Origin of the sequence: Pseudomonas sp. JQ170C (assembly GCF_035581345.1) — a bacterium.
Taxonomy (GTDB): domain Bacteria; phylum Pseudomonadota; class Gammaproteobacteria; order Pseudomonadales; family Pseudomonadaceae; genus Aquipseudomonas.
This window is the reverse complement of the sequence record NZ_CP141608.1, coordinates 4110427-4136969: the sequence shown is the minus strand read 5'-3', so window position 1 is coordinate 4136969 and position 26543 is coordinate 4110427. Positions and strand designations below refer to the sequence as shown.

22 protein-coding genes and 1 pseudogene are annotated in these 26543 nt (G+C 55.9%); 6 read left to right on the top strand and 17 right to left on the bottom strand.

What is annotated here, in order from left to right; all coding sequences use genetic code 11:
- Positions 1 to 328: 328 nt before the first annotated feature.
- From U9R80_RS18815 to U9R80_RS18775, 9 genes are all read right to left on the bottom strand, one after another.
- Positions 329 to 1885 (bottom strand): stealth conserved region 3 domain-containing protein, encoded by a 1557-nt coding sequence (locus tag U9R80_RS18815; protein ID WP_301841770.1) that lies wholly within the window; start codon positions 1883 to 1885, stop codon positions 329 to 331.
- A complete protein-coding gene (locus U9R80_RS18810; protein WP_301841771.1) occupies positions 1882 to 2901 on the bottom strand; it encodes a capsular biosynthesis protein in 1020 nt (339 codons plus the stop codon). Before U9R80_RS18810 ends, U9R80_RS18815 begins: the two co-directional genes overlap by 4 nt.
- Before the next feature lie 18 nt (positions 2902 to 2919).
- Positions 2920 to 4152, bottom strand: coding sequence for an accessory Sec system protein Asp2 (locus tag U9R80_RS18805; RefSeq protein WP_301841772.1), 1233 nt, complete (start codon positions 4150 to 4152; stop codon positions 2920 to 2922).
- Positions 4153 to 4197: 45 nt separating this feature from the next.
- Complete coding sequence (locus U9R80_RS18800) at positions 4198 to 7968, bottom strand: CDP-glycerol glycerophosphotransferase family protein (RefSeq protein ID WP_301841773.1); 3771 nt, start codon at positions 7966 to 7968, stop codon at positions 4198 to 4200.
- Positions 7969 to 8038: 70 nt separating this feature from the next.
- Positions 8039 to 9127, bottom strand: a complete 1089-nt coding sequence (locus U9R80_RS18795; RefSeq protein WP_301841774.1) for a polysaccharide biosynthesis/export family protein — start codon at positions 9125 to 9127, stop codon at positions 8039 to 8041.
- Positions 9120 to 10226: an ABC transporter permease gene (locus U9R80_RS18790; RefSeq protein WP_301841775.1), complete on the bottom strand. Its 1107-nt coding sequence runs from the start codon at positions 10224 to 10226 to the stop codon at positions 9120 to 9122. The genes U9R80_RS18795 and U9R80_RS18790 overlap by 8 nt, the downstream gene beginning before the upstream one ends.
- A 51-nt stretch (positions 10227 to 10277) precedes the next feature.
- Positions 10278 to 10931, bottom strand: a complete 654-nt coding sequence (locus U9R80_RS18785; protein WP_301841776.1) for an ABC transporter ATP-binding protein — start codon at positions 10929 to 10931, stop codon at positions 10278 to 10280.
- Between the two features lie 12 nt (positions 10932 to 10943).
- Positions 10944 to 11786 (bottom strand): ABC transporter permease, encoded by an 843-nt coding sequence (locus U9R80_RS18780; protein ID WP_301841777.1) that lies wholly within the window; start codon positions 11784 to 11786, stop codon positions 10944 to 10946.
- A gap of 158 nt (positions 11787 to 11944) precedes the next feature.
- The gene (locus U9R80_RS18775) at positions 11945 to 12730 is read right to left on the bottom strand and encodes a sulfite exporter TauE/SafE family protein (protein WP_264652681.1); all 786 of its coding nucleotides are present in this window, start codon (positions 12728 to 12730) and stop codon (positions 11945 to 11947) included.
- Positions 12731 to 13210: 480 nt separating this feature from the next.
- Here U9R80_RS18775 and U9R80_RS18770 point away from each other — a divergent pair, with 480 nt between their 5' ends.
- Positions 13211 to 13540: a DUF3077 domain-containing protein gene (locus U9R80_RS18770; protein ID WP_301841778.1), complete on the top strand. Its 330-nt coding sequence runs from the start codon at positions 13211 to 13213 to the stop codon at positions 13538 to 13540.
- Between the two features lie 64 nt (positions 13541 to 13604).
- On the opposite strand, the gene U9R80_RS18765 is transcribed toward U9R80_RS18770, so the two are convergent.
- Complete coding sequence (locus tag U9R80_RS18765; RefSeq protein ID WP_301841779.1) at positions 13605 to 14228, bottom strand: helix-turn-helix domain-containing protein; 624 nt, start codon at positions 14226 to 14228, stop codon at positions 13605 to 13607.
- A 125-nt stretch (positions 14229 to 14353) separates the two neighbouring features.
- Between U9R80_RS18765 and U9R80_RS18760 the strand changes: the two genes are divergently transcribed.
- From U9R80_RS18760 to U9R80_RS18750, 3 genes are all read left to right on the top strand, one after another.
- Entirely contained in the window at positions 14354 to 15484 is a 1131-nt protein-coding gene (locus tag U9R80_RS18760) for an NAD(P)/FAD-dependent oxidoreductase (protein WP_301841780.1), read from the top strand.
- A gap of 21 nt (positions 15485 to 15505) precedes the next feature.
- Positions 15506 to 15883 carry a RidA family protein gene (locus U9R80_RS18755; RefSeq protein ID WP_301841781.1) on the top strand — a complete coding sequence of 126 codons (378 nt, stop codon included), beginning with the start codon at positions 15506 to 15508 and terminating at the stop codon, positions 15881 to 15883.
- 82 nt (positions 15884 to 15965) lie between these two features.
- Positions 15966 to 17030 carry a YkvI family membrane protein gene (locus U9R80_RS18750; RefSeq protein ID WP_301841782.1) on the top strand — a complete coding sequence of 355 codons (1065 nt, stop codon included), beginning with the start codon at positions 15966 to 15968 and terminating at the stop codon, positions 17028 to 17030.
- Between the two features lie 51 nt (positions 17031 to 17081).
- Here the strand turns inward: U9R80_RS18750 and U9R80_RS27390 are convergent, their stop codons facing one another.
- The 3 genes and pseudogenes from U9R80_RS27390 to U9R80_RS18740 form a co-directional block, all read right to left on the bottom strand.
- The gene (locus U9R80_RS27390; RefSeq protein WP_442964983.1) at positions 17082 to 17867 is read right to left on the bottom strand and encodes a methyl-accepting chemotaxis protein; all 786 of its coding nucleotides are present in this window, start codon (positions 17865 to 17867) and stop codon (positions 17082 to 17084) included.
- A 117-nt stretch (positions 17868 to 17984) separates the two neighbouring features.
- Positions 17985 to 18968 (bottom strand): annotated as a pseudogene (locus U9R80_RS27385) (cache domain-containing protein); the annotation flags it as partial.
- Positions 18969 to 19176: 208 nt separating this feature from the next.
- Positions 19177 to 20052: a LysR family transcriptional regulator gene (locus tag U9R80_RS18740; protein WP_301841784.1), complete on the bottom strand. Its 876-nt coding sequence runs from the start codon at positions 20050 to 20052 to the stop codon at positions 19177 to 19179.
- A 124-nt stretch (positions 20053 to 20176) separates the two neighbouring features.
- On the opposite strand from U9R80_RS18740, the gene U9R80_RS18735 reads away from it, so the two are divergent.
- Complete coding sequence (locus U9R80_RS18735; RefSeq protein WP_301841785.1) at positions 20177 to 20614, top strand: PACE efflux transporter; 438 nt, start codon at positions 20177 to 20179, stop codon at positions 20612 to 20614.
- Position 20615: 1 nt separating this feature from the next.
- On the opposite strand, the gene U9R80_RS18730 is transcribed toward U9R80_RS18735, so the two are convergent.
- From U9R80_RS18730 to U9R80_RS18715, 4 genes are all read right to left on the bottom strand, one after another.
- Entirely contained in the window at positions 20616 to 21665 is a 1050-nt protein-coding gene (locus U9R80_RS18730; protein WP_301841786.1) for a hypothetical protein, read from the bottom strand.
- Positions 21666 to 21765: 100 nt separating this feature from the next.
- The gene (locus U9R80_RS18725) at positions 21766 to 22452 is read right to left on the bottom strand and encodes a GntR family transcriptional regulator (RefSeq protein WP_301841787.1); all 687 of its coding nucleotides are present in this window, start codon (positions 22450 to 22452) and stop codon (positions 21766 to 21768) included.
- A gap of 16 nt (positions 22453 to 22468) precedes the next feature.
- Positions 22469 to 23173 carry a FadR/GntR family transcriptional regulator gene (locus U9R80_RS18720; RefSeq protein ID WP_301841788.1) on the bottom strand — a complete coding sequence of 235 codons (705 nt, stop codon included), beginning with the start codon at positions 23171 to 23173 and terminating at the stop codon, positions 22469 to 22471.
- Positions 23174 to 23242: 69 nt separating this feature from the next.
- Positions 23243 to 24553, bottom strand: coding sequence for a C4-dicarboxylate transporter DctA (locus U9R80_RS18715; protein WP_301841789.1), 1311 nt, complete (start codon positions 24551 to 24553; stop codon positions 23243 to 23245).
- A gap of 896 nt (positions 24554 to 25449) precedes the next feature.
- Between U9R80_RS18715 and U9R80_RS18710 the strand changes: the two genes are divergently transcribed.
- Positions 25450 to 26463 (top strand): hypothetical protein, encoded by a 1014-nt coding sequence (locus tag U9R80_RS18710; protein WP_301841790.1) that lies wholly within the window; start codon positions 25450 to 25452, stop codon positions 26461 to 26463.
- Positions 26464 to 26543 lie beyond the last annotated feature (80 nt).

Genomic DNA, 26543 nt, shown 5'->3' with positions numbered 1-26543 from the left:
AGACACTATGGACTCAGAGTAACGAGCGTAAACGATAAATTTACCGAAGATGAATCGCGGAGGTAGATGTATGACAGTTTTGATCGTGCTAATGAGTATCGTTACTGTTGTCTTGGTGGTGTCATGCTTGGGGTGGTCGCGTCATCTGATGACGTGTAACGAGGGCCTTGATCCGGTTAGGCAGTCAGCGAGTAGTGATTTGAGGGCTTCCCAGCCCATCGACATTGTGGGCAACCTGAAGTGAACGTTTCGCAACGCATAGAAGTAGAGGTAGGGTTTTTCCTATGCGAAAAACCCGTTCTTGCATCTATGTTAGGCGGAATTACTACTAGTTCAGAGCCGCTGAGCTAGGATTTTTCGGGGTGGATTCATTGATGGTTTCGGCTATGAAATTGCTGGCTTCCCAGGATGCTACTTGGTGGTAGCGAAGCTTGAAGTACTTTGTACTCTGCTCTTTATATGCGCTGTCGGTGGCGCTGCCATTTCCGTCGTTGAAGCAAAGAATCTTGTACTTATAGGGCTCGTGATTTATGACTTTTAAGATATTAGTCGGTCTCACGATATAGCTGCTGATGTCACCGCACACGGCTGAACCTTGGGCTACAGCATAATGGTGATACAGAAAGGAGGTTAAGTTAATATCCTTAGAGCTTCTGGTTTTTGAATTTTGAGTGGCGGTAAAGGCGCTTGGGTAATGACGCTCTATTTTCTGTAAAACGGATTTTTTAAGCGCGTACGGGACATGCTTGTGGAGTTGTCTTGCTTCATAACTTGGGAGCTGAAGTTGTAACAATTGTCTCGAGTTTTTTGCGGCGACTAGATAGTCAGGGTCTTCACTGTTAGAGGCGCCTGAGACCATGCCGTAAGGTTCAAAATAAGAAATCGAGCGGTCAAATTCATCGAAAAAGTCAGACTGTAAACAAGGCTGAGCCAAGAAAAAATCATCGTTAAAGTAGATAAAATTTTCTTCAAGATCAGGGATTCGATGAAGACAGCATTCAATGGCGTGAGAGTTGAATGTAGGCAGCGCTTCGGGAGCGGGGAATATTTCCTGGTGATCAATCCAGTGAATTCGATCGTTAAGGACCAGCCAACTAGGCTTTTTGCAGTTTGAAACAATGAAGATGCGATTGATCCATGGTGCATACTTGGATAGGGAACGTAGTGAGTACTTTAACTCGCTATTATCAGTATAGCGATCTTTGTCGTAGTAAGTTTCTGGAAAGTTCTGCTTCCACATCTCTTGCCATTGAGGGTCGGACTGGTTGACCCAAGTGTAAACTGCGTCAATTTTTTTTCCTGCACTGCGCTGGCCGTTATACAGGGAAGTTATTTCTGCTGACGGGAATTTTTTTATCCAAGCCTTGTTTGTGCGGACGCTGGCTACGCCTGTGTCGTCGATGTCAAATAAGTGAATGCTCAGGACTTCCGTTGCATTGGTGGGGTGGAATAGTTCAATAACGAAGTTTGCACGCTTGCAGAAAAGTGCAAGCAAGTGAGCAGCATCGGGTAAGCTGTCGGATCGAATGCTAAAGTTTTCACCATGAGTGGTAAAAATGTCTACTTGGGCATGGGTTGTTTTGCAGTGGTGGATAATTAGGCAAAATAATAGATAAAGATGTTCGCCCCACAATATTAAACTATTTTGATCTCGGCCATCTCGAGCACCCACGCCCGCATGAAGCCTGTCGAGTACATATCCCTTGAATCCCAGTTGACTCAGAGCGTTCGTATCAATTGCAGAATCGCCCGAGTAGGAATGATTGTTAACGAGCTTGATGCCTTGTTTAGTGAGGCTGCTAACGGCTTTATTGCTCAGGCGCTTCCGGAACATGTCATAGAAAAACAGATCCGGGTTAGTAAAAAATTTCTTAAATTTTTTCATTTAAATAGAAACCTCAGGCGACGCCTGAACGTATCGTAGCGATCGATGTGGCCTGGTTTGTCTTCAAATAGTGCGGAGTAATCTCTGAGGTTCAAGTCGTGCTTTTGGCATAAGCCAATGAAGTCTTCGATCAACGTCCGGGACTCGGGCAAGCTGGACTCTAAATGACCATGCAGGGACTTGAATATCTCCAGATTGGACCTTCGGCTTGCGTGGTAACTTTTGTTTTTTGGCGTTGGGTGGAACAAATGAAACGCCATATCTTTTTCCAATAATGTCGGGAGGCACAACCGCCCTAATGCTCGTCTAAATCCAGAGGGGAAAAGAGGGGATCTTGCATTGCAGGTATCGAGTAGTTTGCCGCATGGAGTTAGGACGTTATAGTGTACAGCAAGGCGAAGCATGAAATCAAAGTCTTCATAGCCGTGCCCTTCAAATGCTTCGTTGAAGCTGCCGGCGTTAATAAAGTCTATTGAGCGCATTATGGTGATTGATGAGGGGTTCGCAAGATGCACGAACTCCTTGCGAGAGAAATTGAAGTACTTCTCCGTCATCCCTTCTGGATCTCCATCTCGTAACAAGGCTTTTGAGCCATAAGCAGACAAGTACATACAAGGGATAAAGTAGAAGGGGGCTAAGCCCAGTTCGATATTTCTCTGGTACTTATTAAATAGCTCAAAGTCCGGCCATATGTCAGCATCCAGAATAAGCAAGAACTCTGTTGCTGCCTTTTCAAAAGCTCTGTTGCGCAGGAGGGCAGTATTGACCGCGCCGGTAGTAGGCACATTCACGACTATTGTTCGCTTGAATTGCCGGGCGAGCGAGATGAAAATTTTATCAATTAGTGTTCTTCTGTCGGCAAGGCCGATGACAACAGAACCGCCTAGCTTTTCATTAGTCTTGCAAATGTTGATCGTTTTACGCAATATGTCCAGCGCGCGAAATCCAAGGTCGACAGGGATTATCGTAGTAAGTCGGTTGTAGTGTGTGCCAATTTTTAAGTTATTGGTCTTCATGGTAAAGAGCAATCGGCCTTATTCTGTATGGTCAATTGTTATGAATGCACCTTCGTTGGAAGAGTACGTAGAAACAGTTTGCTCTGAATTCTTTGAGGATTTTGAGACTTCAGAGAAAAGTGTAGTGGTACGATCATATCCATTCATGATTATTCGCAGAAAGCACTGGTATTTGCCTCTTGGGATATCGGTGCTATCGATACCGGAATGCTTCATCGTACAAAACCACGATTTGTCGTAGCTAGTGAACGACTCTGAATAGAATTCCCTCGTCAAGAACGGTCGATTATCTTTAGCTAGATCAAAGGAAATTTCATAAGAGGAGTTGATGTCTTTAAGCTTTAATTGAAATTTTATATCGCTCCATTGATCACTGGAGACATGCTTCAGAATGCCGATGCCATCAATAAAGATTTTATTGTTTCTAGCTTCGAGGGTCTTGAGCTGGATAATTGGTTTGCCAATATCAGTTTTCTTGCCTTCATTGATCGCGTCGCCGCGCAGTTCAATATAACCGAAACGCGGGGCGATGTTGTTGCTCAGCGCATAAAAAATTGAGAGCAGAAGAGAGGTGTGGTGTGCAGTAACTTGATTGTGGGCGCGTACAAGCACGGAGCAACTGAGGAAGAAGTTGAAGTTGTTATATTTTACAAACTCACCTTTAAATGGTTCGATTTCAGTGGGGTATTGTATGTCGGCTTCTGACGTAAGAAGGTAAATATTCTTGTCAAGTTTTTTGTCTGATTTCAGTGCGCTTGGTAGAAGGCCGTTTAATAGCTCGATTCTTTCAGCATTGTTGGGGCCGAGCATGTTATATGCTGTTTGTTCCCAGTTATTTGAGACATAAGTCCCGATATTCATTTGAGGTGCGGTGGATACAATATTTTTATAGTTGTATTTGAGGCCGTGATACAGTGCTGCGCTGCCGCCTTTGGAGAAACCTGCGAGGGTGCATTCGTCTTTTTGAAGTCCAAGGGACGTCAGGGTATTTTCAATTAACTTTTGAACGGCTATTTCGGGCGAGAATTCGTTGTTTTGCAGGATATAATATGAGCAGTGCCCGCCAAAGTCGTCCTTTATCCATAGAACGTTTGCTGGGCACGCTTGGAGTGAATTTTCAAAGTCATAGGTGAACTCAGAGTTGGCACCGAATCCAGAAAAAATAACAAGTAAATGGCGTGTATCATATATGCGGGTTTTAAACTTGTATTTTATGGTTGTTGCTTGGTATTTGTATTCTAGTTCGTCCATCACGAGTCCTAAAGCTCAGGGAGGATTCCCTGAGCTTGAAAATGATTATGCCGATTGCTTTATTGCTGCCCAGGCTTTTTCAGTTCGAGGGCTGTTACCAAATTGCTCGCAATACTGAGTTAGGGTTTTTTTCGCTGCTTTAGTGTTGCCCGACTGATGCAGTGCTATTGCTAGATCTACAGTGGCATCCCGGTTCGGTTTCAAGTCTTTACGAGCAATGAACTGATTCAAATGCTCGATGGCAGCTTTCCACTCAGCAGAGGCTAAGCTGAGAAGAGCTTGCTCTTGATAGCGAGTCCGCTCGTCAAGCGCATTATTAGCGTTTTTGAAAGCTTCGTTAGCTTCGGAAATTTGATTTTGTCGTCTTCTAGTCCTTGCAAGCTTCAGCCAATGATCGGGAGTAAACTCCTCGGAACTAGCGGCTGCAGTCCAGCATTTATCTGCTTCCTTCCATTTGGAGCTTGCGAAGAAAATCTCCCCGGCCATAATGTTTGCAGTATCGTCGTGCACAGGAACTTTGATAGTGTTCAACTCTTTGAGCGCTTTCTCAAACAAATCCTGTTTGTATTGTGCGCGTACGATGCAGAGAGATAGGTCCTCGGAGTAAGAAATCTCTCTAAGCTCAGTCCAAAGTCCTTCCGCTTCTGCCCACATGTCCAGCTTCTCGGCAATTTTTGCGCGCTCAGAAAGAATGGACGGGTGATGCATGTCAGTTGAAAGATCAAATTGTGCCAAAGCTTTTGCGATGTTCCCGGCCTTGCGATAGTGCTTGGCTGCAGCAGTAACTACTTGTGGCGAAAACTTCTTTCCCTTGAATTTCTTTGTATACATCTCATAAGAGTCAATCGCAATTCCAGTTGGATTAAGTTCAAAGCCAACTGCAATCTCCTCTTCCTTCATTCGATCTGACCACAAACCGGATGCTTTGAGTTTTTCATGCCACTTGCTGCATTTTTCATATTCACGGAGCTCGCGGAGAGTACGAGAGTACTCTGCAGCATCGGAATCACTCAGCATGGTCGGCGAGTTTTCAATGAGTCGCTCCCAGGCGTGAAGCGCCAACTGCCAGTTAGAGTGTTGCATTGCTTTAGTGGCGCTGCGCCGCACAGCCCTGGACAAGTCAAGGGGTGATACAGTGCTTCTTTCAAGTCTTACAATAGATTTATATACTCGCTCGCAACTGAATGTGTCATGAAACTCGAACGTTTCATCTCGACGCTGTTTGTAAAGTGCGTGGTCAAGCGTATTGTCTGCAGCATTGGCCAAGGCTTCCAGAGAGCTTTCTAATGTCTTGCATACTGGGCCAAACCCGTCAGACTCGTATGAATAGTAGCCTTTGGTGTAGGTGTGGCTGCCGTTGAAGAAAGTATCGTGATCGAACTGGAAGTAAACGACCTTTCTGTCGAGTGCTGCTACTTCAAACGCAACCGAAGAGTAGTCAGTGACCAATACCTCGCAATCAGCAAAATACTGTTGCATGGAGGTGTTGGGTGCGTGCGTACCAACTTTTATGTAAGAAGGCACTTCAAATTCTGGCAAGTACGGTTGGACGTTCGCATGCGGGAAAAATACAATCTCGAACTGATGCGTGTCGGCGATTGCTTTCAATTTGGGTGAGTGCAGGAATGCTTTCCATGAAGTTGCGTATTCACTTTCAGCGAACCCAGATTGTTTTTCCCGCTCAAAGCCATCATCAGATGCTTTGCCGACTAAATCATGACGCCACGTAGGCATGATCAAAATGCTTGGTTTTGCATTCCTTGGCGTCGTGCGCAGTCGATCGTGGCGTGGGAGTCCAGTCAATACAACTTCCCGCTCGCTGAATTTGTAGCTGTCGCCATGACAGATCGAATCGTATTCACGCTTGGATGACGTTACAAAACAATGAATGTCTTTATTGTTCAGCCAGGCAGAAAGGTCATCTTTAATGACACCGTGTTGAAGGAATGTGAATTTGTATTTTCTCAGGTCGGCTGTGTGGGCGTTTGGCAGGCCGCCAAAAACATAATGGTCTGCATGAGATGAGACGAGGTGCACGGCATTGAGTAGGGCAGTTTTGTGTTCATCCGTGCCAAACGGGATAAGTTTAAAGCCTTCGGCTTTCAACCTTTTCCAATCTGGTGACGTTTCATCTAAGACGAAATATATATTCTGGTGAGGTTGGTTTTCTTTCACATACCGATAAAGGTGTTCTGCGTTATCGTCGGCGAACGAGTTTCTGTCCATGAATAGCCAGCAGTTAGCATACTTCAAACGATTAGCATTGTCGGTTGCTTTAGATCGCAACTCCCTGACTTCTTCTGGAAGGGTGCTTGGATCCACTGCTTGAGGGCGGAACTGTCTGAAGACTTCAGCGACTTCGACACCCGTCTTGCAATGTTTACCCTTGAGGCTGATTCGCGTATCTTGTTTGCCTTCAACTTGAATGAATAGGTTTTTCGTGTCGCCGGCTTTGAACCAGACTATTCTCTCGTAAAGAAACGAATCGCCGAATAGAACATGCTTCCGGGTTTTATCGAATACCGGAATGGTCGGCTTTGAATCCAGGGTCAAAATTTCTTTTGTATTCGCGTGCCTAGTGAAATAGCGAATTTTGATTAGGTCGCGAAGTTCGTCGGTTTCATCAATGTAAACAATATTGAACTTAGGCTCGGTATTCTTATAGAACGAAATCAGTCCGAACTTCTGGAAGAACCACAAGCCGGCGAGCTCGAAATTCAAGATGGTTTCAAACGTAACATGCTGCATGATTTCCCGAATAAGGCTTTTGTATTTTTCCAGCCCTTCTGGGGTTAGATGGCTAAGCTTTCCATCGTTGTTGATGAAGCGCTTGAAGTGCCACGCCAAGTCATAAAGAATTGTGCGCTGAATAAAGGTTTTAACTGTGCCATGTTTCTTGAGGCTTTCATTGATCAGGCTCAGGTAGCCAAGGCGAAGCTGGGCATCAAAGCGTCCTGGTTTCTCCCAGGCCGTATCAATGGTGGAAGTGCCGTTTTCGCGTTTGCGGTAGTAATATTTAGGCTCGGAAATATACGCGATATGACCTTCGGTTAACCCGAGCAGATATCTGTTGACGAAGTGTCCGTCTTCAAAAGCGGGTCTAATAAGCGGGTTGAAGAAAAGGTTTTCACTAAGTACTCGGGTTCGTTTGAATATAGCGGTACTTGCGCTCAATTGGATGCATTTGCCAGGGTCGTTAACCGGCAGGACTAAGTCACCGTTAGCGAATCGGAATCGAAGGGCGTGGCTGTCGCTGAACTCATTTCGATTTTCCATGAAGAAAATCATGTTCGCGCTGACCATTTTCAGCTCTTTGCCTTCTTTGTGACCTTTTTTTAGGCAAGCATCTATCGCTTCAAAATAATTTAGCGACAAAAAGTCATCAGGGTCAACAAAGGTCAGCCATTGATGCTTGGCGTACCGAAGTCCGTTATTCCGCGCTTGAGCTTGGCCTGCATTGCTTTGCTTGAAGTATTTGATGTTGAAGGGGTACTTCGCCACCCACTCTTGGATGATTTTCGCGGATTCATCAGTTGAACCGTCATCCACCAAGATGATTTCAATGTACTTCTCAAAGTCGATCGTTTGATTGACGATGGATTCAAAAAATGCATGTAAATAGAGGCCGACGTTGTAAACCGCCGAAACGATGGAGTATGTCGATGAGGACTCTTTTCTCAGCGGCTCACTGGGGATTGAGAACGGAAGCGGTATTTTAACTTCTTCAACGACATGGTTAAGAATCGCTTGATTGCTAGCGTTATTAACGTTGGTTGCTCGATTCCTGGAGCTGTTTTTCCGTTTTTTTCTGGTCATGTCTGTATGAGGTAATTAATGAATACAGGCGGGTAGGGTTACTACCCGCTATGAAGAAGAAGGGACAATGTTATTTTGCGATACCAGTTGCTGTGCCGAAAATCATTGTCTGCACAATAGGGGAAATGACTTTCTGCCATTCGTATACTGCGGCATTCGTCACATAGATAGTATCGTCTGGCTTCATGGCTATTTGCTGTGCGTAGAAAATCGCAGCAGGGTCGCGCATGTTCAAGCGCAGAACTGTGGGTTTGGCTTTATTTGGTTCCATCCGAAATACGAATACTCCTTCAGCGTTCGCGTTACCTTCGCGTAGTCCGCCTACTGAGCCTAGGGCATCTAGCAGGCTGGTGTTTTGCGCAGGTAGATCCTTAAGTCCAGGTTCACCTACAGCCCCCATGGCAACAAAGCGCTGACGAGCCCGGTCCAGCACCACTTCCGAGTTCGGGCGCAGCACGATGTTGTTGCCGGCCAGCACATCTTCATAGTTGAACTGCTGCACCTGGTTGCCAGTGCGCACGGTGACGTTCACCAGGTGCGGCTCAAGCACCGGGCCACCGGCCTGGTTGACGGCGTCGAGCAGCGTCAGCGGCCCTTGCAAGGTGCTGAAGCGACCCGGCGTTTTCACTGCGCCAGCGACCAGCACCGAACCCGACAGATCACCCACCAGTTCAACGTGCGTTTGCACGTCGGTGGTCACGCCTTTGAGCTGCTTGCGGATCAAGTTCTCAACCTGGTTGAGGGTCATGCCTGCCACAAACTGACGGCCCACGTAGGGCAGGGAGATCATGCCCTGGTCGTCGATGCGGGTCTTGAGCTGGGTGCCGCCGGTAGCCAGTGGCGCGAACAGCGCCGAGCCTTCAGGTGCGTTGTCGGTGATCAGTACATTGAGAATGTCGCCAGACATCAGGCGCGCGGTTGGCGCAACCGGTTTGGCGATGCTCGACTGAACAGGGCGCACTGCGCTACGCATGTACGGCGCGATGGTGTTGGCGTTGATCTCGACCAGGTTGTATGGCTGGTTCTTGGCCTCGATATCGCCTTTGTACGGGCCAGCACCGGAAATAGTGCCGCCACATCCCGCCAGGCCCAGGGTCGCGAGGGTCAGTGCTGCCAGTTTCAGGTTGAACTTGTGTGAGACAACAAGGGATTTAATCACGGTGATCCTCGATCGAAGCCAGGATGAAGCGGGTGATGCCGTACAGCATGAGCAGGCCTAGCAGGATGGTTGCCAGGTTGTACAAGCGCTCTGGGTACAGGGCCATTTGTGGGGTGTTGGGGCTGACGACGGTGACCAGGGTGCGGATTTTCTTGCTGGCCTCGATACGGGCATTGTCGAGGGCGGCAACCGCGGTCTTGTAGCTTTCTTCGGCGATGCCGGCGTCCAGGGTCAGTTGCTGGTAGCGCGAGGCGACCACGTTCAACTGCGAGCCGTTAGGCGAGGAGACCAGCAGGCGCTTCTCTTTCGCCAGTTGCTGGGTGATGGCGTTGACCTTTTGTTTCTGCTGTTTTACCTGCGGCGAGTCGGCGCGCAGTTTGAACAGCATCTCGGTGAGTACGGCTTGTTCTTTGGTGTACTGACCTTCCAGGTCGGCGATGATGCTGGCACGGCTTTGCGCGGTGTTGCCGCCGTCCAGTACCTTGTTGACGTTCTGGAAATCGAGCAGTTCGGTCTTGCGCTCTGCATAGTTGACGCGGGCGGTTTCCAGTTCGCCTTTGGCAAACTTCATTTGCTCGCGGGCAATGCTGTGGCTCACTTCGTTGACGAAGTGTTCGCTGGCCTTGAGGATGGTGCGCAGCATCTGCTCTGACAGCTCGGGGGTGAAGGCTTGAACTTCTACACGCAGCAGGCCGGTAGTTTCGTCGTAGTGCGCCGAAACCATACGCTGGTAGTACTTGAGCAGGTCTTCGCGCTCGGCGTCCTTGTCCAGCCAGAAGAAAATGTCGCTGCGCTGGGCGGCGTATTGCTCGATCCAGTGCAGGCGCTCTTCGAGCAGCAGCATCATGTCCATCGACACGATGTACTCGCGCAGGTACAAGGTTTCCTCCCGGGAGGCGGGGTTGGTGCCGGTCAACAGGGTGGCCAGGCCAGGTACCTGGGCCCCCTGGTTGCTGCCATCCTGGCGGACAACCACCTGGGCGGAGCTGACGTAGCGGTCGGAGGCGAACACGCCGTAGTAGATAGCCGCCAGGATCATCGGAACGACCACCATGCCAATCGCCAGGCGCCAGCCCTTGTTTTTACCCGTACTGCTCATAAGTGATGCATCCTTGAAGTGGAACGGTGCTGCGATGTAAGGGGTGTTGGATCAGCTGTTATAAGCCTTTATGCCTTCGGCGACGTCTTCATAAACCTGGATGCCGCCATCACGTACCAGCAAGACGATATCGCAGAGCTTCTCGATCTCCGGCATGGAGTGCGAGACCAGGACGACGTTCGACTTCTGCAGTTTTTCCTTGAAGACTTCGTCACATTTGCGCTTGAACTGCGCATCGCCCACCGACATCACTTCGTCGATCAGGTAGTAGTCAAAATCGAAGGCCATGCTCAGGCCGAAGGCCACGCGTGAGCGCATGCCGGAGGAGTAGGTCTTGATCGGCTCGTCGATCCAGTCACCGATTTCGGCGAACTCCTGGACATAACGGACCTTCTCGCGCATGGCATCGCCTTCGGCACCATAGACGCGGCAGACGAACTTGATGTTGTCACGGCCGGTCATGCTGCCCTGGAAGCCGCCGGTCAAACCCACGGGCCAAGAAATGCTGCGGTCCGTGACGATTGAACCGGAGTCAGGGATGTCTGCACCGCCAAGCAGGCGCATCAGGGTAGATTTACCCGCGCCGTTTCGACCGATCAGGCCGATGTTCTTGCCTGGAGGAATCGCAAGCGACAAGTTGCGGAACACAAATCTACGCCCCTTCGGCGTCAGGTAGGACTTGGTGACGTTTTTAAGTTCAAACACGTTGGACTGTCCTTATCCGTTCTTGGTCGACATCAGGTGCAGTCGGCGTGCGCGGTAACTACCCAAGGCAATGAAAAGAAGCACAATGGTGAAGGTGATGACATAGGTTTCAGACACACCATCAACAGGGGTGTAGTGAGGCAATACTTCGGCGCGAATCAACTCGACCAGGTGCAGGAAGGGGTTGAGCAGCAGCACGGGCATCATTGCTTGAGGCAGGTAGGCGGCAGGCATGAGCACGCCAGAAATGAAATACAGCGGGAAGAAGGCCATACGGATGACCATCTTCAGGCTGGGCAGGGCATGGGTCACCAATGCCAACAGCATTCCGAGACCAAAGGCGAATAAGAGGCCTAGGGTCAGCGTTGCAACCCACTGCAGTGGGCTGTGTACCGACATGTCAAAGCCGTACCAGGCGAAGCCAAATACGATAATTGCGTAGACCGTCGCGCTGATGCAGGTTTCTACCAGTACCCGGGCAATATACGTATCCAGAGGTTTGATCTGCTTGTAGCCGAACAGTGAGCGGTTTTCGCGCAGGCTGTCCATCAAGCGAAGGGCTGTATTGCGGTAAAGCAGGAAAGGGGCCATGCCGACAAGCACAAACACTGGGTAATCGACACCAGCAACTGTGCGGCCACGAATAAGCATGAAAAGCAGGGTGAAGATCAGGAGATGGCAAATCGGCTCAATCAACGTCCAGACCGCCCCCATCCGTCGATCACCAAAACGCGCGCGCGCTTCACGGAGAACCAGGGCAAAGATGACTGATTTTTGAATCTGGAAGGAGGAACGAGGCTTCAAGATGTTTACCGCAAAGCGAAGCAGTGCGCCGGGGCACACTGGTGAATTCATTTCATGAAATTCCGGTTCCGCGCCGTGTTTTGGGGAACTGGATAGCTTCCATGCTGTAAAGGCCCGCGAGATTAATCGCTAGATGGCATAAGCGTCAAGCCAGAGGACTGTAGGACAATTCTTTCGGACTAATGGTAATTGGCCTGCATAAAACGATATCAAAATGCCAGCTTGTAACCGATCATCAATAGCATTCCCGCCAGGCAAGGTCGCAATACGCTGTCGGAAATACGCCCGGTCAGGTGGCTGCCGAAGTAGATGCCTGGCAGCGATCCCAGCAGCAGGTAACCCAGCAGCGACCAGTCCATATTGCCCATGCTGGCGTGGCCCAGGCCTGCCACCAACGTCAGGGGTACGGCGTGTGCGATTTCGGTGCCGATGAGGCGGCGGGTGACCAGGAACGGGTAGAGCAGAAACAGCGCCACGGTGCCTAAAGCGCCGGCGCCGATGGAGGTCAGGGAGACCATGACGCCCAGGATTACACCGGTGACGACGGTCAGCAGGTTCAGGCTGGTGCCGCTCAGGTGGTAGCGGTCGCCAGCGTGTTTGCTGGCGAAGGCTTGCAGTTTGCTTTTGAACAGGATGGCCAGGGCGGTGAGGATTAGGACCACGGCCAGGCCTTGTTTGATGACGGCGTTGGCCGCCTGGGTGTCGGCATCCAGGGAGCTGAGGAACCACAAGGTCAGGGCGGCCGCCGGGACGCTGCCCAGGGTCAGCCAGCCGGTGATTTTCCAGTCGATGTTCTTGTTTTTGCCATGCACCCAGACGCCGCTGGCTTTGGTGATGGCCGCGTAGAGCAGGTCGGTGCCGACGGCGGTGGCCGGGCTGATGCCGAACCAGAGAAGGATGGGGGTCATCAATGAGCCGCCGCCGACGCCGGTCATGCCGACGATAAAACCTACGACGAGGCCTGCAATGGTAAAGCCGAAAGAACCTACATCCATATTCTCTAAACGCCCAACGTGCCCGTGATCGGATGGCAGCCAGCATAAAGGTTTTTTTATAGCCAAATAGACTAGTTCGTTATTAGGTTATAACCACTGTGGGAGCGGGCTTGGCCCGCGATAGCTACCTTCCAGGCACATCGCATCGCGGGGCAAGCCCGCTCCTACCTGGGGTGTAGTGGTGCTTCGGGATGTTTCCTGGCTGGCAAATTTTGGTCCTAGGAAATATCGTACGCGGTCTGTCGATCTCGTTCTGATTGCCCTTGGAAACCGCTCCTTCTAGGCTCCACGGGTCGTTGCTGGTGCAGCGATCGGGTGTGGAAACCCGGTAGTCATTCGGGATTAGTCGTTATGGCGGCTGTGCGCGGGAGGCCTTTGGCCTGCCGGGTTTCCTGTATGCCCCGGTTTTCCACCCCGCGTACAGCTGCCACCTCACGTGTGGAAACGGATGGTGCAGCTCCTTTGCATGCAGGAGTTACCATGAAGAAATTAGTCCCCGATCCACCGCCTTCGCTCCATCCCACCGTTGAAAAACCCTTCGGCGACTGCGCCGCAGGTCATCCCCAACTCTTCTCCGTCAACGCCGGCATCGCCCCTCACGATGCACTGGTGCATGTCTCGTTGTATTTGCGCTGCGCCTACGACACGGCGCACCAGGCATCCAACGGCATTGACGATGCAGACAAAGGCTTTCTCTGGTCCACCCTGCATTCGGTGGAAATGGCCAAGGGGTTGGTGGAGGCCCTGCTGGATGCACTGGAGGATTCCGTAGCCGCTGCCGACATGCGATCGGCTGCGCAGCAGTCGTAACAAGGCAATCTCCTGTGGCCGCTTCGCGCCCAATCGCAGCCTGGCGGCAGCGGCTACAGTCCGATCACCGATCCGTCATCACCACCATCACATGGGCATCGCCGCCATCTTCCGTCTCTGACAGGTAGATGTGCCCCACGTTGCTGTTGAAGTACGCCGTTTCCTGCGGCCCGATGCTTACCGTTTCGCCTGTCTCGAACACGATCCGCACCCGCCCGCTGAGCACCAACGCAAACTCCTGCCCCGGGTGGCGGATGAATTCGTCGAACTGCTGCCGCTCCCGGGCAATGATCCGCGCGTACATCGGCGTCATCAGGCGCTCGGGGAATTCCCCGGCGATGGGGTGGTAGTCGTACGTCCCGGTGCTGTAGCCAGGTGCGCTGGGCAGTGAGTTGACCACGACCGTGGTCGGCGCCGGTGCATCGCCCATTCCGGTCGAGCGAAACAGCTGGGCAATGTCGACGTTCAGTGCGCGCGCCGCGGCGGCGAGTTTCTCGTAGCTCACCGACACCTGCGCCAGTTCCATTTTCGATAAGGTCGATACCGGCACCCCGGAGCGTTCCGACAGTTGTTTGAGGGTCAGTTGCTGGCTCTTGCGCACCAGCCGCAGGCGGGCGCCGACTTCGGCGCGGTCGATCAGGGGCAGCGCGCCAGGGCGGTCGGCAGCAGGGGAGCGGTCGGCACTCATCAAGGATCTCGGTCGGGCATCAGGGCAGGCATCTTACCGTGGCCGCTTGCGTATTTCTAAATTCTCATATATTAGAATTCTCATAAGTGATAATTTCAGCTTCTTGAACAGGCGGTGGCAAGGTTATGACGCAGACGTTCGACAGCGTGATCATTGGCGGCGGCATTGCCGGTGCCTCTCTCGGGTACCGGCTGGCACCCACGCAGCAGGTGCTGATACTGGAACGTGAAGCCCAGCCGGGCTATCACTCCACCGGGCGTTCGGCGGCCATGTTCATGGAGGCCTACGGCACCGAGCAGATCCAGGCGCTGACCCGGGCCAGCCGGGCATTTTATGAATCACCGCCGCAAGGGTTCTGCGAGCATCCGCTGCTTGAACCGCGCGGCTGCCTCTATGTCGCCAGCCTGGACCAGCAGGAGCTGCTGGCCACCACCTACGCCCAGAGCCTGGCCAGCGGCACCGATGTCACGCTGCTCGACCACCAGGCGGCGCTGGCACTGGTGCCGAGCCTGCGCGCCGAGACCCTGGCCGGCGCCATTCACGAGCCGGGCGCGATGGACCTGGACGTGCACGCCTTGCACCAGGGCTTTCTGCGCGGCTTCCGTCAGGCGGGCGGCCAGGTGCAGTGCAATGCCGAGGTGGTCGAGGGCTATTTCGAGGACGGTCTGTGGCACTTGAGCCTGGCCGACGGCAGTGGGGTGCAGGCGCGCCAACTGGTCAATGCCGCTGGCGCCTGGGCCGATGAAGTGGCTCGCGGGTGTGGCGTGCAGCCGGTCGGCCTGCAACCGTGCCGCCGCAGCGCCTTCACGTTCGAGGGCCCGCAAGACCAGGCCTTTGCTGGCTGGCCCGCGGTGATCGGTGTGGATGAAAGCTTCTACTTCAAGCCTGACGCCGGGCAGTTGCTCGGCTCCCCGGCCAACGCCGACCCGGTCGCGCCCCAGGACGTGATGCCCGAAGAGCTGGATGTTGCCCTGGGCATCTACAACATCGAGAACATGACCACCCTGAGCATCCGCCGCCCCAGCCACACCTGGGCCGGGCTGCGGTCGTTCGTCGCCGATGGCGACCTGGTGATTGGCCATGACCCCGAGCAACCGGCGTTTTTCTGGCTGGCCGCCCAGGGCGGTTACGGCATCCAGTCGGCGGCCGGTGTGTCGCAACTGGCCGCTGCCTTGCTGCTTGGCCAGCCCTTGCCGCAACCCCTCAGTGCCGAAGGTGTCGAGCCGCAGCGCTTGTCACCGGCACGTTTTCGTTAACCACCGTTGAAGGAGTTTTCCATGTCTTCGAGCATCCAGCGTATCCCCAGCCACCTGCCATTTCCGTTCTCCAAGGCGGTGAAGGTCGGCGGCTTTTTGTTTCTGTCCGGCCAGGTGCCTATGACCCGCGAAGGTGAAGTGGTGCGCGGCGATATCCAGGCCCAGACCCGCGCCACCCTCGAGCGCATCAGCGAAACCCTCGCCGAATGCGGCGTTGGTTTCGAGCAGGTGGTCAAGGCCACGGTATGGCTGTCGGACATGCAGCATTTCGCCGGTTTCAACGAGGTGTACAAGGCGTTCTTCACCCAGGGCTACCCGGTGCGTTCCACCGTCAGTGCAGGCCTTGCCCTGGGCGTGGATGTGGAGATTGAAGTGCAGGCCTGGATCGGCAACGACTGAGCAGTACCCGCGCCGCCTTGGCGCATCGCTGGACAAAAACAACAAGGCCCGCACAGGGCCGTACAGACCAGAGGATTCAGACATGCAAGAGCAGCTGAAAATTGCCGGTGCGTTTATCGGCGTCATCGTCGGTGCGGGTTTCGCCTCAGGGCGTGAATTGTTGCTGTTCTTCGTCGACTTCGGCCTCTGGGGGCTGCTCGGCGCCCTGGTCAGTGCGGCGCTGTTCACCTTTCTCGGCATGGCCCTGGCCGGCCTTGGCAACCGCCTGCAGGCGGCTTCGCACAAGGATGTGGTGTACGCCATCTGCGGGCGCTACCTGGGCCTGTTCGTCGACTTGATGATCACCTTCTTCATGTTCGCGGTCACGGTGGTGATGCTGGCCGGGGGCGGTGCGTTGCTGGAGCAGCAGTTCGGCGTGCCGGCGCTGGCGGGCAGTATGCTGGTGACCGTGCTGGTGATCGCCATTGTCTGCCTGGATGTGCAGAAGGTGATCGTGCTGATCGGTGCGGTCACGCCGTTTCTCATCCTGGTGGCCAGCGGCATTGCCTTGTACGGCGTATTCACCCGCGACCTGAGCTTTGCGGCGCTCAATGAGGTGGCCAGCCAGCAAGAGGCCGGCACCAGCCATTGGCTGCTCGGCGCCTTCCTTTATGTGTCGTACAACATCGTCGCCGGTGCGCCGATCCTGGCGATTCTCGGCGGCTCGGCACGCTTTGAAAAAACCGCGATCTGGGGCGGAATTCTCGGCGGTGCGGCGCTGGGTGGCCTGATGCTGGTGATGAGCGCGGGCCTGCTGTCGCGGCTGGATTCGGTGGCCGACTTGCCGATGCCGATGCTCTCGATTGCCAGTGAAATTTCCCCGGCACTGGGCGTGGTGATGTGCGTGATCATCTTCGGCATGATCGTCAACACCGCGGTCGGCACGCTCTACTCGTTCATGGCGCGGCTGTTGCCGGCGGGTACGCGCAGCTTTCGACTGGGCTCTGTGGCGGCGGGCGTGGCGGCGTTTGTCTGCAGCCTGATCGGCTTTATCAGCCTGGTCGGTCAGGTGTATCCGTTCTTCGGTTACCTGGGCTTTGTGCTGATGCTGGCGGTGCTGGTCGGCTGGTTGCGCATCGGGCGTTTCAAGCGCGCCGTCGCGCTGTAGCGGTAAACGTCTGGCGGGGGGCGCCGGGCGCCCCTCGCCAGAACGCTCGAGTCAGATCTTGAAGCTGTCTACCAATTGCTTCAGGCGACCGGCCTGCTGGGCCAGGGCATCGCAGTGACTCAGGGTGTCGTTGAGGTTGGCGACGCCTTGCTGGTTCAGTACGTTGATCTGGGTGATGTCCAGGTTCAGGCTCTCGACCACGGCGGTCTGCTCTTCAGTGGCGGCGGCCACCGACTGGTTCATGCCGTCGATTTCGCCAATGCGCTGGGTCACGCTGCTCAGGCGTTCGCCGGCCTGGTTGGCGACCATCACACTTTCCTCGCTCGACACCTGGCTTGCGTTCATGTTGTGCACCGCCTCGCGGGAGCCAACTTGCAGGGTGGTGATCATCTTGTGGATCTCTTCGGCCGACTCCTGGGTGCGGTGGGCCAGGTTGCGCACCTCGTCGGCGACCACGGCAAAACCTCGACCGGCTTCACCGGCACGGGCCGCTTCGATGGCGGCGTTCAGGGCCAGCAGGTTGGTCTGCTGGGAGATGCCCTTGATCACATCGAGGATCTGGCCGATGTCGTCGGTGCTGGCATTGAGGGTTTCGATCTGGGCGCAGGATTCGCTGATTTTCTGCGACAGCGAGGTCATCGCCGAGATGGTTTCTTCCACCACCTGGCGGCCGTCATTGGCCTGTTCGCTGGCGCCGCTGGCGTGCTGCGAGGCGTCGGCGGCGTTGCGGGCGATTTCCTGGGTGGCGGCGCCCAGTTCGTTGATCGCCGCGGCCACGCTGTTGGTGCGCAGGCTTTGCTCTTCGGAACCGATGATCGAGGCATTGGAGGCGCTCATCACCCGTTCCGACAGGTCATGCACCTGGCGGGTTGCGGAAGACACTTCGGCAATCGAGGCGTGAATCCGCTCGACAAACTGGTTGAAGGCACCGGCCAGCTCACCGAATTCGTCCTTGTTCTCGACTACCAGGCGGCGGGTCAGGTCGCCTTCGCCTTGGGCGATGTCCTGCATGGCACGGCCCATGGTGGTCAATGGGCGCATCAGTACAGGGATCAGCAAGCCAAGCACGCCGGCGATGGCGGCCACGGCAATCAGCATGGCAATGATGGCCGAGGTGCGGAACTGGCTGATGCCGGCATAGGCCTTGTCTTTGTCGATGGACAGGCCGATGTACCAGTTGGCCGACGGCAGGCCGTTGACCGGGGCAAAGGAGATGATCCGCTCCTGGCCACCCAGGGTGACGTCATGAATGCCCGGGGCCACTTGCAGGCTGCTGCCCGGGTAGATGTCCTTGAGGTTTTTCATCACCTGGTCTTTGTTCGGGCTGACGATCACCTGGCCATTGCGGTCGGCCAGGAAGGCATGGCCGATGCCGCCGAAGTCCACGGCATTGATGATGTCGACCAGGGTTGCCAGGCTCAGATCGCCACCGACCACACCGATCAGCTCACCGTTGGCCTGGCTCTTGACCGGCATGGCGATGGTTACCACCAGGCCGCCGACGGCGGCCATGTAGGGCGGGGTCAGCATGGTCTGGTTGGCGGCTACCGCAGCGGTGTACCAGGGTCGCTGGCGCGGGTCATAGCCGTCGGGCATCTTGGCGTCCGGGCGCTGGGTGAACACGCCGTTTGCCTGGCCCACATAGGTGAACTGGAAGTTCTTGGTGAACGAAGGCTGATCGACCAGCCCGGGGAAGTCGGCATTGGCGCCCTGGTGGGCGACGTTCTGGGCGAGGTTTTCCAGGACCAGGATGCGGCCGCTCATCCAGTTCTGCACGCTGCTGGCGGTTTGAGCGCCGGCCTGCTTGACCGAGGACTCGATGTTCTGCCGGATGGTGTTGCGCTGCAGGTAATCGTTGTAAAGGGTGAACAACGCAAATGCCAGAACCACGACGCCGCAGGCGCACAGCAGGATCTTGTGGCGAAATTTCAGGTTCATGTTCCGAGACCTTGTGCCAGTGAAGAGAAGTGCCGAGCGGTGCTTTTGGCGAGTGCTCGTACCTGTTCTTACCGGTATCGGCTGGGAAGCTGAAAGGTTGATAGCCAGATTGCCGCAGGTGTGTAGGAGCGGGCTTGCCCCGCGATTGCGGTGTCGCTGGCAGATTGCGGTGTCGCCGGCAGATTGCAATCGCGGGGCAAGCCCGCTCCTACAGTAGCTTTACCAGCGCTTGTGCCGCTTTTGGCAGTGGCTGGTTGTGGCGCCAGAAGGCATGGACCGGCAATTGCAATTCGTTGCGGGTGTTCTTGAAGTCCAGGCGCAACAGGCGACCGGCCTCCAGCAGCGGCGCTACCCGCGACAGGGGGAAGTCGCCCCAGCCCAGTCCCGCCTCGACCATCTCCAGGGCCATGCCCAGGCTGTCGGTACGCCAGTAGGCCTTGCCGATCAGGGCGCGGGTGTCGGTGATCGGCAGGTCACGGCTGGCGACCAGGATCTGGCGCACGTTGGCCAGGTCTTCAAGGTAGGCAATCTGCCGGGGTTGGCGCTGCAGGGCAGGGTGGTGCGGCGAAATGGTCGCCACCAGCGACTCCATGCCGATGTTCTGAAAGCGCTGCTGCGGGTCCACCGACAATCCGGCGAATGCCAGGCACAGGCTGACGCGGTCGGTGTGCAGCAACTGCAAGGCTTCTTCCTGGGGTGCGCTGAGCACTTCGACCTCCAGGAGCGGATACCGCTCGCTGATGGTCTTGATCGCATTCAGCAGTGGCGTGTGGTCGATGTCCGGCACCACGCTGATGGCCAGGGTGCTTTCCAGGCCCTGGGACAGCTCCAGCGCATGCACCTGCAGTTGTCCCAGCTGCGCAGCAATCATCCTGGCGTGGGGTTCAAGCGCCTGGGCGAGGGCAGTGGGGCGGGTTTCACGGTGGGTGCGCTCGAACAGGGCAAAGCCCAGCTCGGCTTCCAGGTTGCCAATGGCCATGCTCACCGCTGAGGGCACCCGACCCAGGGCGCGGGCAGCAGCCGAGAACGAGCCGCAGTCGAGCACCGCGAGAAACAGTTCGATGTTGTCGCTGGAAAAATTCAAAGTTCAATCTCCTGTCAGTCAATCTGATAGCTGCTGACTTTTGCTGTCAAGAAGATTGACGCACTCTTGCGCGCCTCTGCTGCCCGTCAGGGCGGCGTATTGAAGACGGATTCGAGGTAATACGGTGCAAGGTGTCAAACGCAAACTGGTCTATGTAACCGCCTACGAAATGATCGGCCTGTGCATGTCGACGTTGGGGCTGGCGTATCTGTCAGACACCGCCCCTAGCAATACCGGCCCCCTGGCGGTGATGATCACCACCATCGCCATGGCCTGGAACTTCATCTACAACACCCTGTTCGAGTACTGGGAAAGCCGGCAGGCCAAGCGTGGACGCAGCGTCGCCCGCCGGGTTGCCCATGCCATCGGCTTTCAGCTGACGCTGGTGGTCTACCTGATTCCGTTGATCGCCTGGTGGCTGGACATGAGCCTGGTCGAAGCCTTCCTGGTGGACCTGGCCTTTATCATCCTGATCCCTTGCTACACCTTCCTCTACAACTGGGCATTCGACCGCATCTTCGGTCTGCCGACCTCGGCACAGGCGCAGCCTGTGGCGGCATGAGTCACTGGGCGGGAATGACGATACGCAGCGAGCCGGAATCCGGCTCCTGTTGCAGGCGAGTGGCGCCGAGCAGGTCGTCCTCGATTTCGCCCGACAGGTAATAGACCCCGGCCATGGCGCCGGTCTTGCGGTTTTCCATCAGCTCCCGCCACTCCTCGTTGAGCGCCACATTGAGGATCACCCGCAACTGCTCGACCATCGCCGGCTGTTCCTGGCTATGGGAGATAACCCCGTAGCCGGTGGCGACGACCGAAATCAACGCGCCGGCGGTGCGTCCCACTGCGCTGGCAACGGCACTGGCGATGCCGCGCGGCGCCAGGGTCGCGCCAATTTTTTCACTGGCCTGCCGGGCCACCGACGACAAGCCGATGTCCGAGCGCTGGGTGCCGGCGCGCACGGCGCTGTGCATGCGCGTGAGCAGTGCGGCATAGGCCGGTTGCTCGGCCAGTGACTTGCTGAACAGCAACTGGTACAGCGACGCATTGTGGGCGGCGGGCGGGGCGAGGGTGATGGCCTGGATGCGCGTCAGGCGCAGGTTGAACTGCTCGGGCGGCGCCCGGTAGCGTTGGGCCAGTTGCTGCAACTGTTGGCCGAGCAACTGGATATACAGCTCCATGGCCCGGACGCGAATGGCCTCGGGGTCGATCTCCTTGGCCACCTGGTCGAGCACACGTTGGTGATACTGCTCCTGCAGGTACAGGGCCAGGCGCTTTTCCGGAGGGTCCTTGCCGTCGCCGCTGTTCATCTTGTACCAGGCCACTTTCATGGTCAGCCATTGCTGGGTCCAGTAGCCGGTGAACCAGGGAATGAAATCGCTCTCGGTGTATTGCTGTACCCGGTCTTTCCACACCCGCATGGAGCGGCGGGTGTAGTCATTGACCGAACTGGTCGCGGCCAGGGAGGCCTGGATGATCTCCCGGTCGATCTGCTCCCAGGTGGCGGGGTTCAGTTGCACGGGGGGCGGTTCAACGGGCTTTTGTTTGGAGGCGCAGCCACCCAGCACCAGCAGCAGGGTGAGTAAAAGGAAGGTGAGCGGGGAAGGCGGATTCACATCGCAGCCCCTATGGACAGTCCGGCGTTGGCGTATTCCTATTTGAGTATAGGAGGGGGCCATTAGTGCCGGGTAGAAGCGGCCTTGCCCCGCAATGGCTTCAGGCACCCAGCTCCAGCTTCGCCTCAATATGATCCAGGTGCTCATGCATCAGCGCCAACGCTGCCTCGCCATCCCCTTGCTCCAGCGCATCGATGATCGCCGCATGCTCCTGCCAGGCGCAGTGGCTGCAGGGGCGGCTTTCATACTGGGCGATGATCAGCGAGGTTTGCGGCACCAGGCCGTTGAGAAAGCGGGTCAGTGGCGCGTTGTTGGCAATCTCCGCCAGTTTCAGGTGGAACTCGCCGCCCAGGCGGATCGCGGTGCAGCGCTGGCCTTGCTCATGGCTCTGACGCTCGCGGGCCACCAGCTCACGCAATTGGCGAATCTTCGCCGGCCGTGAACGTTGCACGGCCAGGGTGATGAGTGTGGTTTCGGCCAGGCGCCGGGCGCTGAGGATCTGCCGTGCCTGTTGCGGATCGGGCGCTGCCAGGTGCGCCGTGTGGCTGGGGCGCTGGACGATGACCTGCTGGTCGCACAGCCGGCCCAGGACGCGGCGGATGACGGTGCGGCTGACGCCGAAGGCATCGCCCAGTGCCTGCTCGGGCAGGGCGCTGCCGGGGGCCAGGCGCTGTTCGAGGATGGCGTCGAACAGGCGCGGGTAGATCTGCTCGGCCGACAGGCGTACTTCGCCCTGGGCGAGCAGTGGCGGCAGGGTGGTCACAGGGGCTTGGGCGCTGGCGTTCATCACTGCTCTCCTGAGGTCAATGGCTCGGATGTTCGTCCGGAATGTTCAGTTCGATGCCCATGCGCCGGCCTTCCTGGAGGATGTGGTGGCGCATCTGCGCGCTGGCCTGGGCGCTGTTTTTGTTGCGGATGGCGCGTACCACCGCTTCGTTTTCTTCCAGCCGCGCGGCCAGGTGCTCGGGCGAGTTGCGCAGCACGCTGGCGCTTTGCTTGAGGGCGTTGCTGGTTTGCTGCACCACGTTCTGGAAGATCGGGTTGGCGGTCAGGGTGAACAGTTCTTCGTGGAAGGCAATGTAGGCGTTGACACCCGCTTCGCTGTCTTCGGCTTCAAGGGCTTCACGCATGTCCATCAGGGTCAGGCGCAGCTGGCCGATTTCCTTGCTGCTGATGGACTGGGCTACCAGGCCGACGATGAACGGCTCCAGGGTGTAGCGCAGTTGCAGTACGTCTTCGAGGCTGGCTTGGGCCACGGCGTTCTGGGCCTGCACCGGCTCGACGCTGCCGGGTTCGAGCACCAGCACGCCCTTGCCGGGCAGCGAGCGTACCAGGCCCAGGGTCTCCAGCACGGTGACCGCTTCACGCAGGCTCGGACGGCTGATGCCCAGTTGCTCGGCCAGTTCGCGCTGGCCCGGGAGCATGTCGCCCGAGCGCCATTGGCCGCGGTCCAGGGCCTGGCGCAGTTTTTCTACCACGGAGTTGACGACGGTGGATGAGCTGATCACGGTTCACTCCCTGAGATCGAATGCATGTTGTGCTCCTGGGGGCCGGCACCGCAGTGCCGGCCCGGTCACTCAGAACTCTTGTTGATGGGCGGTCGGGGCCTTGCGCTGGGCAAAGCTGAAGCCTTGTTTGCCGGCCAGTACATTGTTGGCCCGCTCCATGTCGATATCGCCTTCCCAGCGGCCGATCGCCACGGTGGCCACGCAGTTGCCGATCAGGTTGGTCAGCGCCCGGCCGATGCCCATGAACCAGTCCACGGCCAGCACCAGCACCAGGCCGACCACCGGGATCGCCGGAATGGCTGTCAGGGTCGCGGCGAGGATGACCAGGGCAGAGCCGGGAATCCCGTGAGCACCTTTGGAGGTAATCAGGGAGACCAGCAGGATAGTCAACAAGTCGGTCATGGCCAGTGGCGTGCCGGTGGCGTTGGCGATAAAGACGATGGCCAGGGTCAGGTAGATCGAAAAGCCGTCGAGGTTAAAGGAATAACCGGTAGGAATCACCAGGCCGACGGTGGAGTTGCCGATGCCCAGGTGTTCCAGCTTGCGCATGATCTGTGGCAGCACGGCGTCGGATGAAGCGGTGCCCAGGACGATGGTCAGCTCTTCGCGCAGGTACTTGATGAACGGCAGGATACGCAGGCCCGACAGGCGCATCACGGTGCCCAGGATCAGCAGCACGAAACCCATGCAGGTCAGGTAGAACAACGCCACCAGGCCGCCCAGGTGCTGCAGCGATTCCAGGCCATATTTGCTGGTGGTAAAGGCAATGGCGCCGAACACACCCAGCGGCGCCAGGCGCACGATCATGCCCATGATGCGAAAGATCACATGGCTCAGTTCATTGATCAGCCGCGAGATGCCCGAGGCGGCTTCACCCACCAGGTTCAGCGCACTGCCGAACAGCACCGAGAACAGCAGCACCTGCAGGATGTTGTTGTCGGCAAAGGCGCCGACCACCGAGGTGGGTATCAGGTCCATCAGGAAGGCGGCGGTGCCGTGGATATGCTGGCCACGCTCGGCCAGGTTGCCGGCTTCGGCGGTTGACAGTTGATCCAGGTGGATGTTGGCACCACTGCCGATGCCGGAGGTAAAGGCGAACACCAGGCCGATGACCAGGGCGATGGTGGTGAGGATTTCAAAGTAGATCACCGATTTGAGGCCGATCCGCCCGACCTTCTTCAGGTCGCCCGCACCGGAAATACCGCTGACTACCACGCAGAACACAATCAGCCCGATGAGCATCTTGATCAGCTTGATAAAGCCGTCACCCAGGGGTTTGAGCTGCAGGGAAACTTCGGGAAAGCTGAGGCCGCAGGCAATGCCTAGCGCCAGGCCCAGCACGACTTGGAGGAAGATCGAACGCGAGCACCATTTGAGCATGGGAGGGATCTCTGATCGGTGTCCTTGCTTCGATGGCCGGAGGAGGGCGAAAGAGCGGAGGACTTAATTATTGTGGTCTTACCGGTATGTCCAGTGCGAGGCCAGTGTAGGCGCGAATTTTCGGGGTTGGCAAGGGATTCTTCGGCAGAGGTAACTGACCAGAGCCTGTTTCCATAGGAATCAGTGACTTATAGGCGCGTTGCTACGCCGCTGAGGTCTACTGATTTAAGCCCCAGAGGCGCGTGTGCACGGTATCGCGGGTCTATTCAACTGGTCAGACCGGTTAGCCCGGGTGGCGCATGTAGCCAGGGAGGATCTCGGTCGGAGTGCCTGCGTCGGCAGATACGACGTTTGAAGGTTCCCGAAATAAAAGGCTGAACTTTCTAGTTGTGCAAGTTACATATGGGCATGGAAAACTAGGACAAATCTTATGTTGCCCGCGGCAGACTTTACTTAGCCTGCGCGCTGATCTATTTCAGTACTTCTTCGCCTGGAAAACTACAGTGGCTTGAATATAGCCCTTCATTCAACCACGTTCAGCAAGTCTTCCACTCCATGAGCCAGATGAGCTTTCCGATTTCGAGTGCGCCGGCAAACGTAAACACGCTATTCCTGAGCGCGTTCTGATCGAGAAGGGTCATGTTGTGCCCCGGGCATTGTTCAAGGGGCACCTGATGAGTCAAGAGCAGGAAACGTCTGGTGTCTGAGTGCATCAGTGTTTAGTGAACCTGGACCAAGGAAAATATCAAAATAGATGACTGCTCATGATCGTCGCGTCCTCTGAGTCGTACATCGTTATTTTGATGAGTGTTAGCACGGTTAACCCATAGATTGCAGAGGGTGTTTTTATGGATATAGTTCCTGTTCGACCACGTGTACGCGTCTCAAGGGAGCAGATGCATCGCATCGACTTCGCTATCAGGCTTTTCTGCGAGGAGATATTGAAGCCAAGCGCAATAGCGGGTCAGCGCTGGACTAAAAACGTTTTAAAAATCTGGTTGCGGATTTCACTGAGTGTTGGGGTTCCCACGTTCATTCGGCAGTCCATCGCTTTTGCAATAGAGTCCGAATTTTCCCGTTACGCCCTTTCATCGTCGGCCCGTGCTGCCATCGGTGGCGCGTTTGGCGCCCTGCCCACCGCGTTAACAGTAGCGGGTGGAATTCGAGATGAAGTCAATCACACTGCCACCCGCGCCACGAGAACAGGACGCATTTTGGGGATTATTGGCAGCATCACAGCACTCGCGGGAGCGCAGGCGACGGGAACCTTGGCTCGAGGTGCATCTACGCTTATTTCTGCGCAGCTGTACTGCGTCTTGCGGGACATTATTGAGATGTATGTCAGGCAGACTGACAATAATAATGGAATATCGCTACCCGCGGTGGGTGTGTCAGCGGCAGCCTACGGCGTCAATCAATTGGGGAGTGGTATGCTCTCCAGTGCTCTGGCATCGCCCGCCGGCGCTGGCGCAGCTTCGGCCGGTACCTTTCAATGGCGTAACGAACTAATACGTAGTGCCATCAATTCTGTCGGTGAGATGATAGATGATATTACGTTGCGGACAACGCAACATGCCATGGAACAATGGTCTGTTCCCAGCGGGAGTCGTACTGGCTTATCCGTAGGGGTCGATTTCAGAAGGGCCACATCGGCAGACTTTTCCAGTCGCTTAACCAGCAAAATGGCCGGACGTCTTGTTTTATTCAGTACCGTTATCACGGGTTCGTACGCCCTGAGTGCACTTCTCCCAGAGGATAGAGGGTTGTCGGCGAGTTGGCTGGACTTCCTAAGTAATCTATTTGTGGCCGCTATCATCGCGGCGGGTTATTCAGTATTTGTCTGCCATCTTTTACAGCAGGATCGCCCCCCGGCCTCATCCATCGAGGAAGGCCGCCGCTCCTCCCCGTGAGGGTGATTTTGATACCAGGCCGGGACACCGGATGAGTTGAGCCACTCGCTGTTGCCCTGAAACCGCTGTAGGAGCGGGCT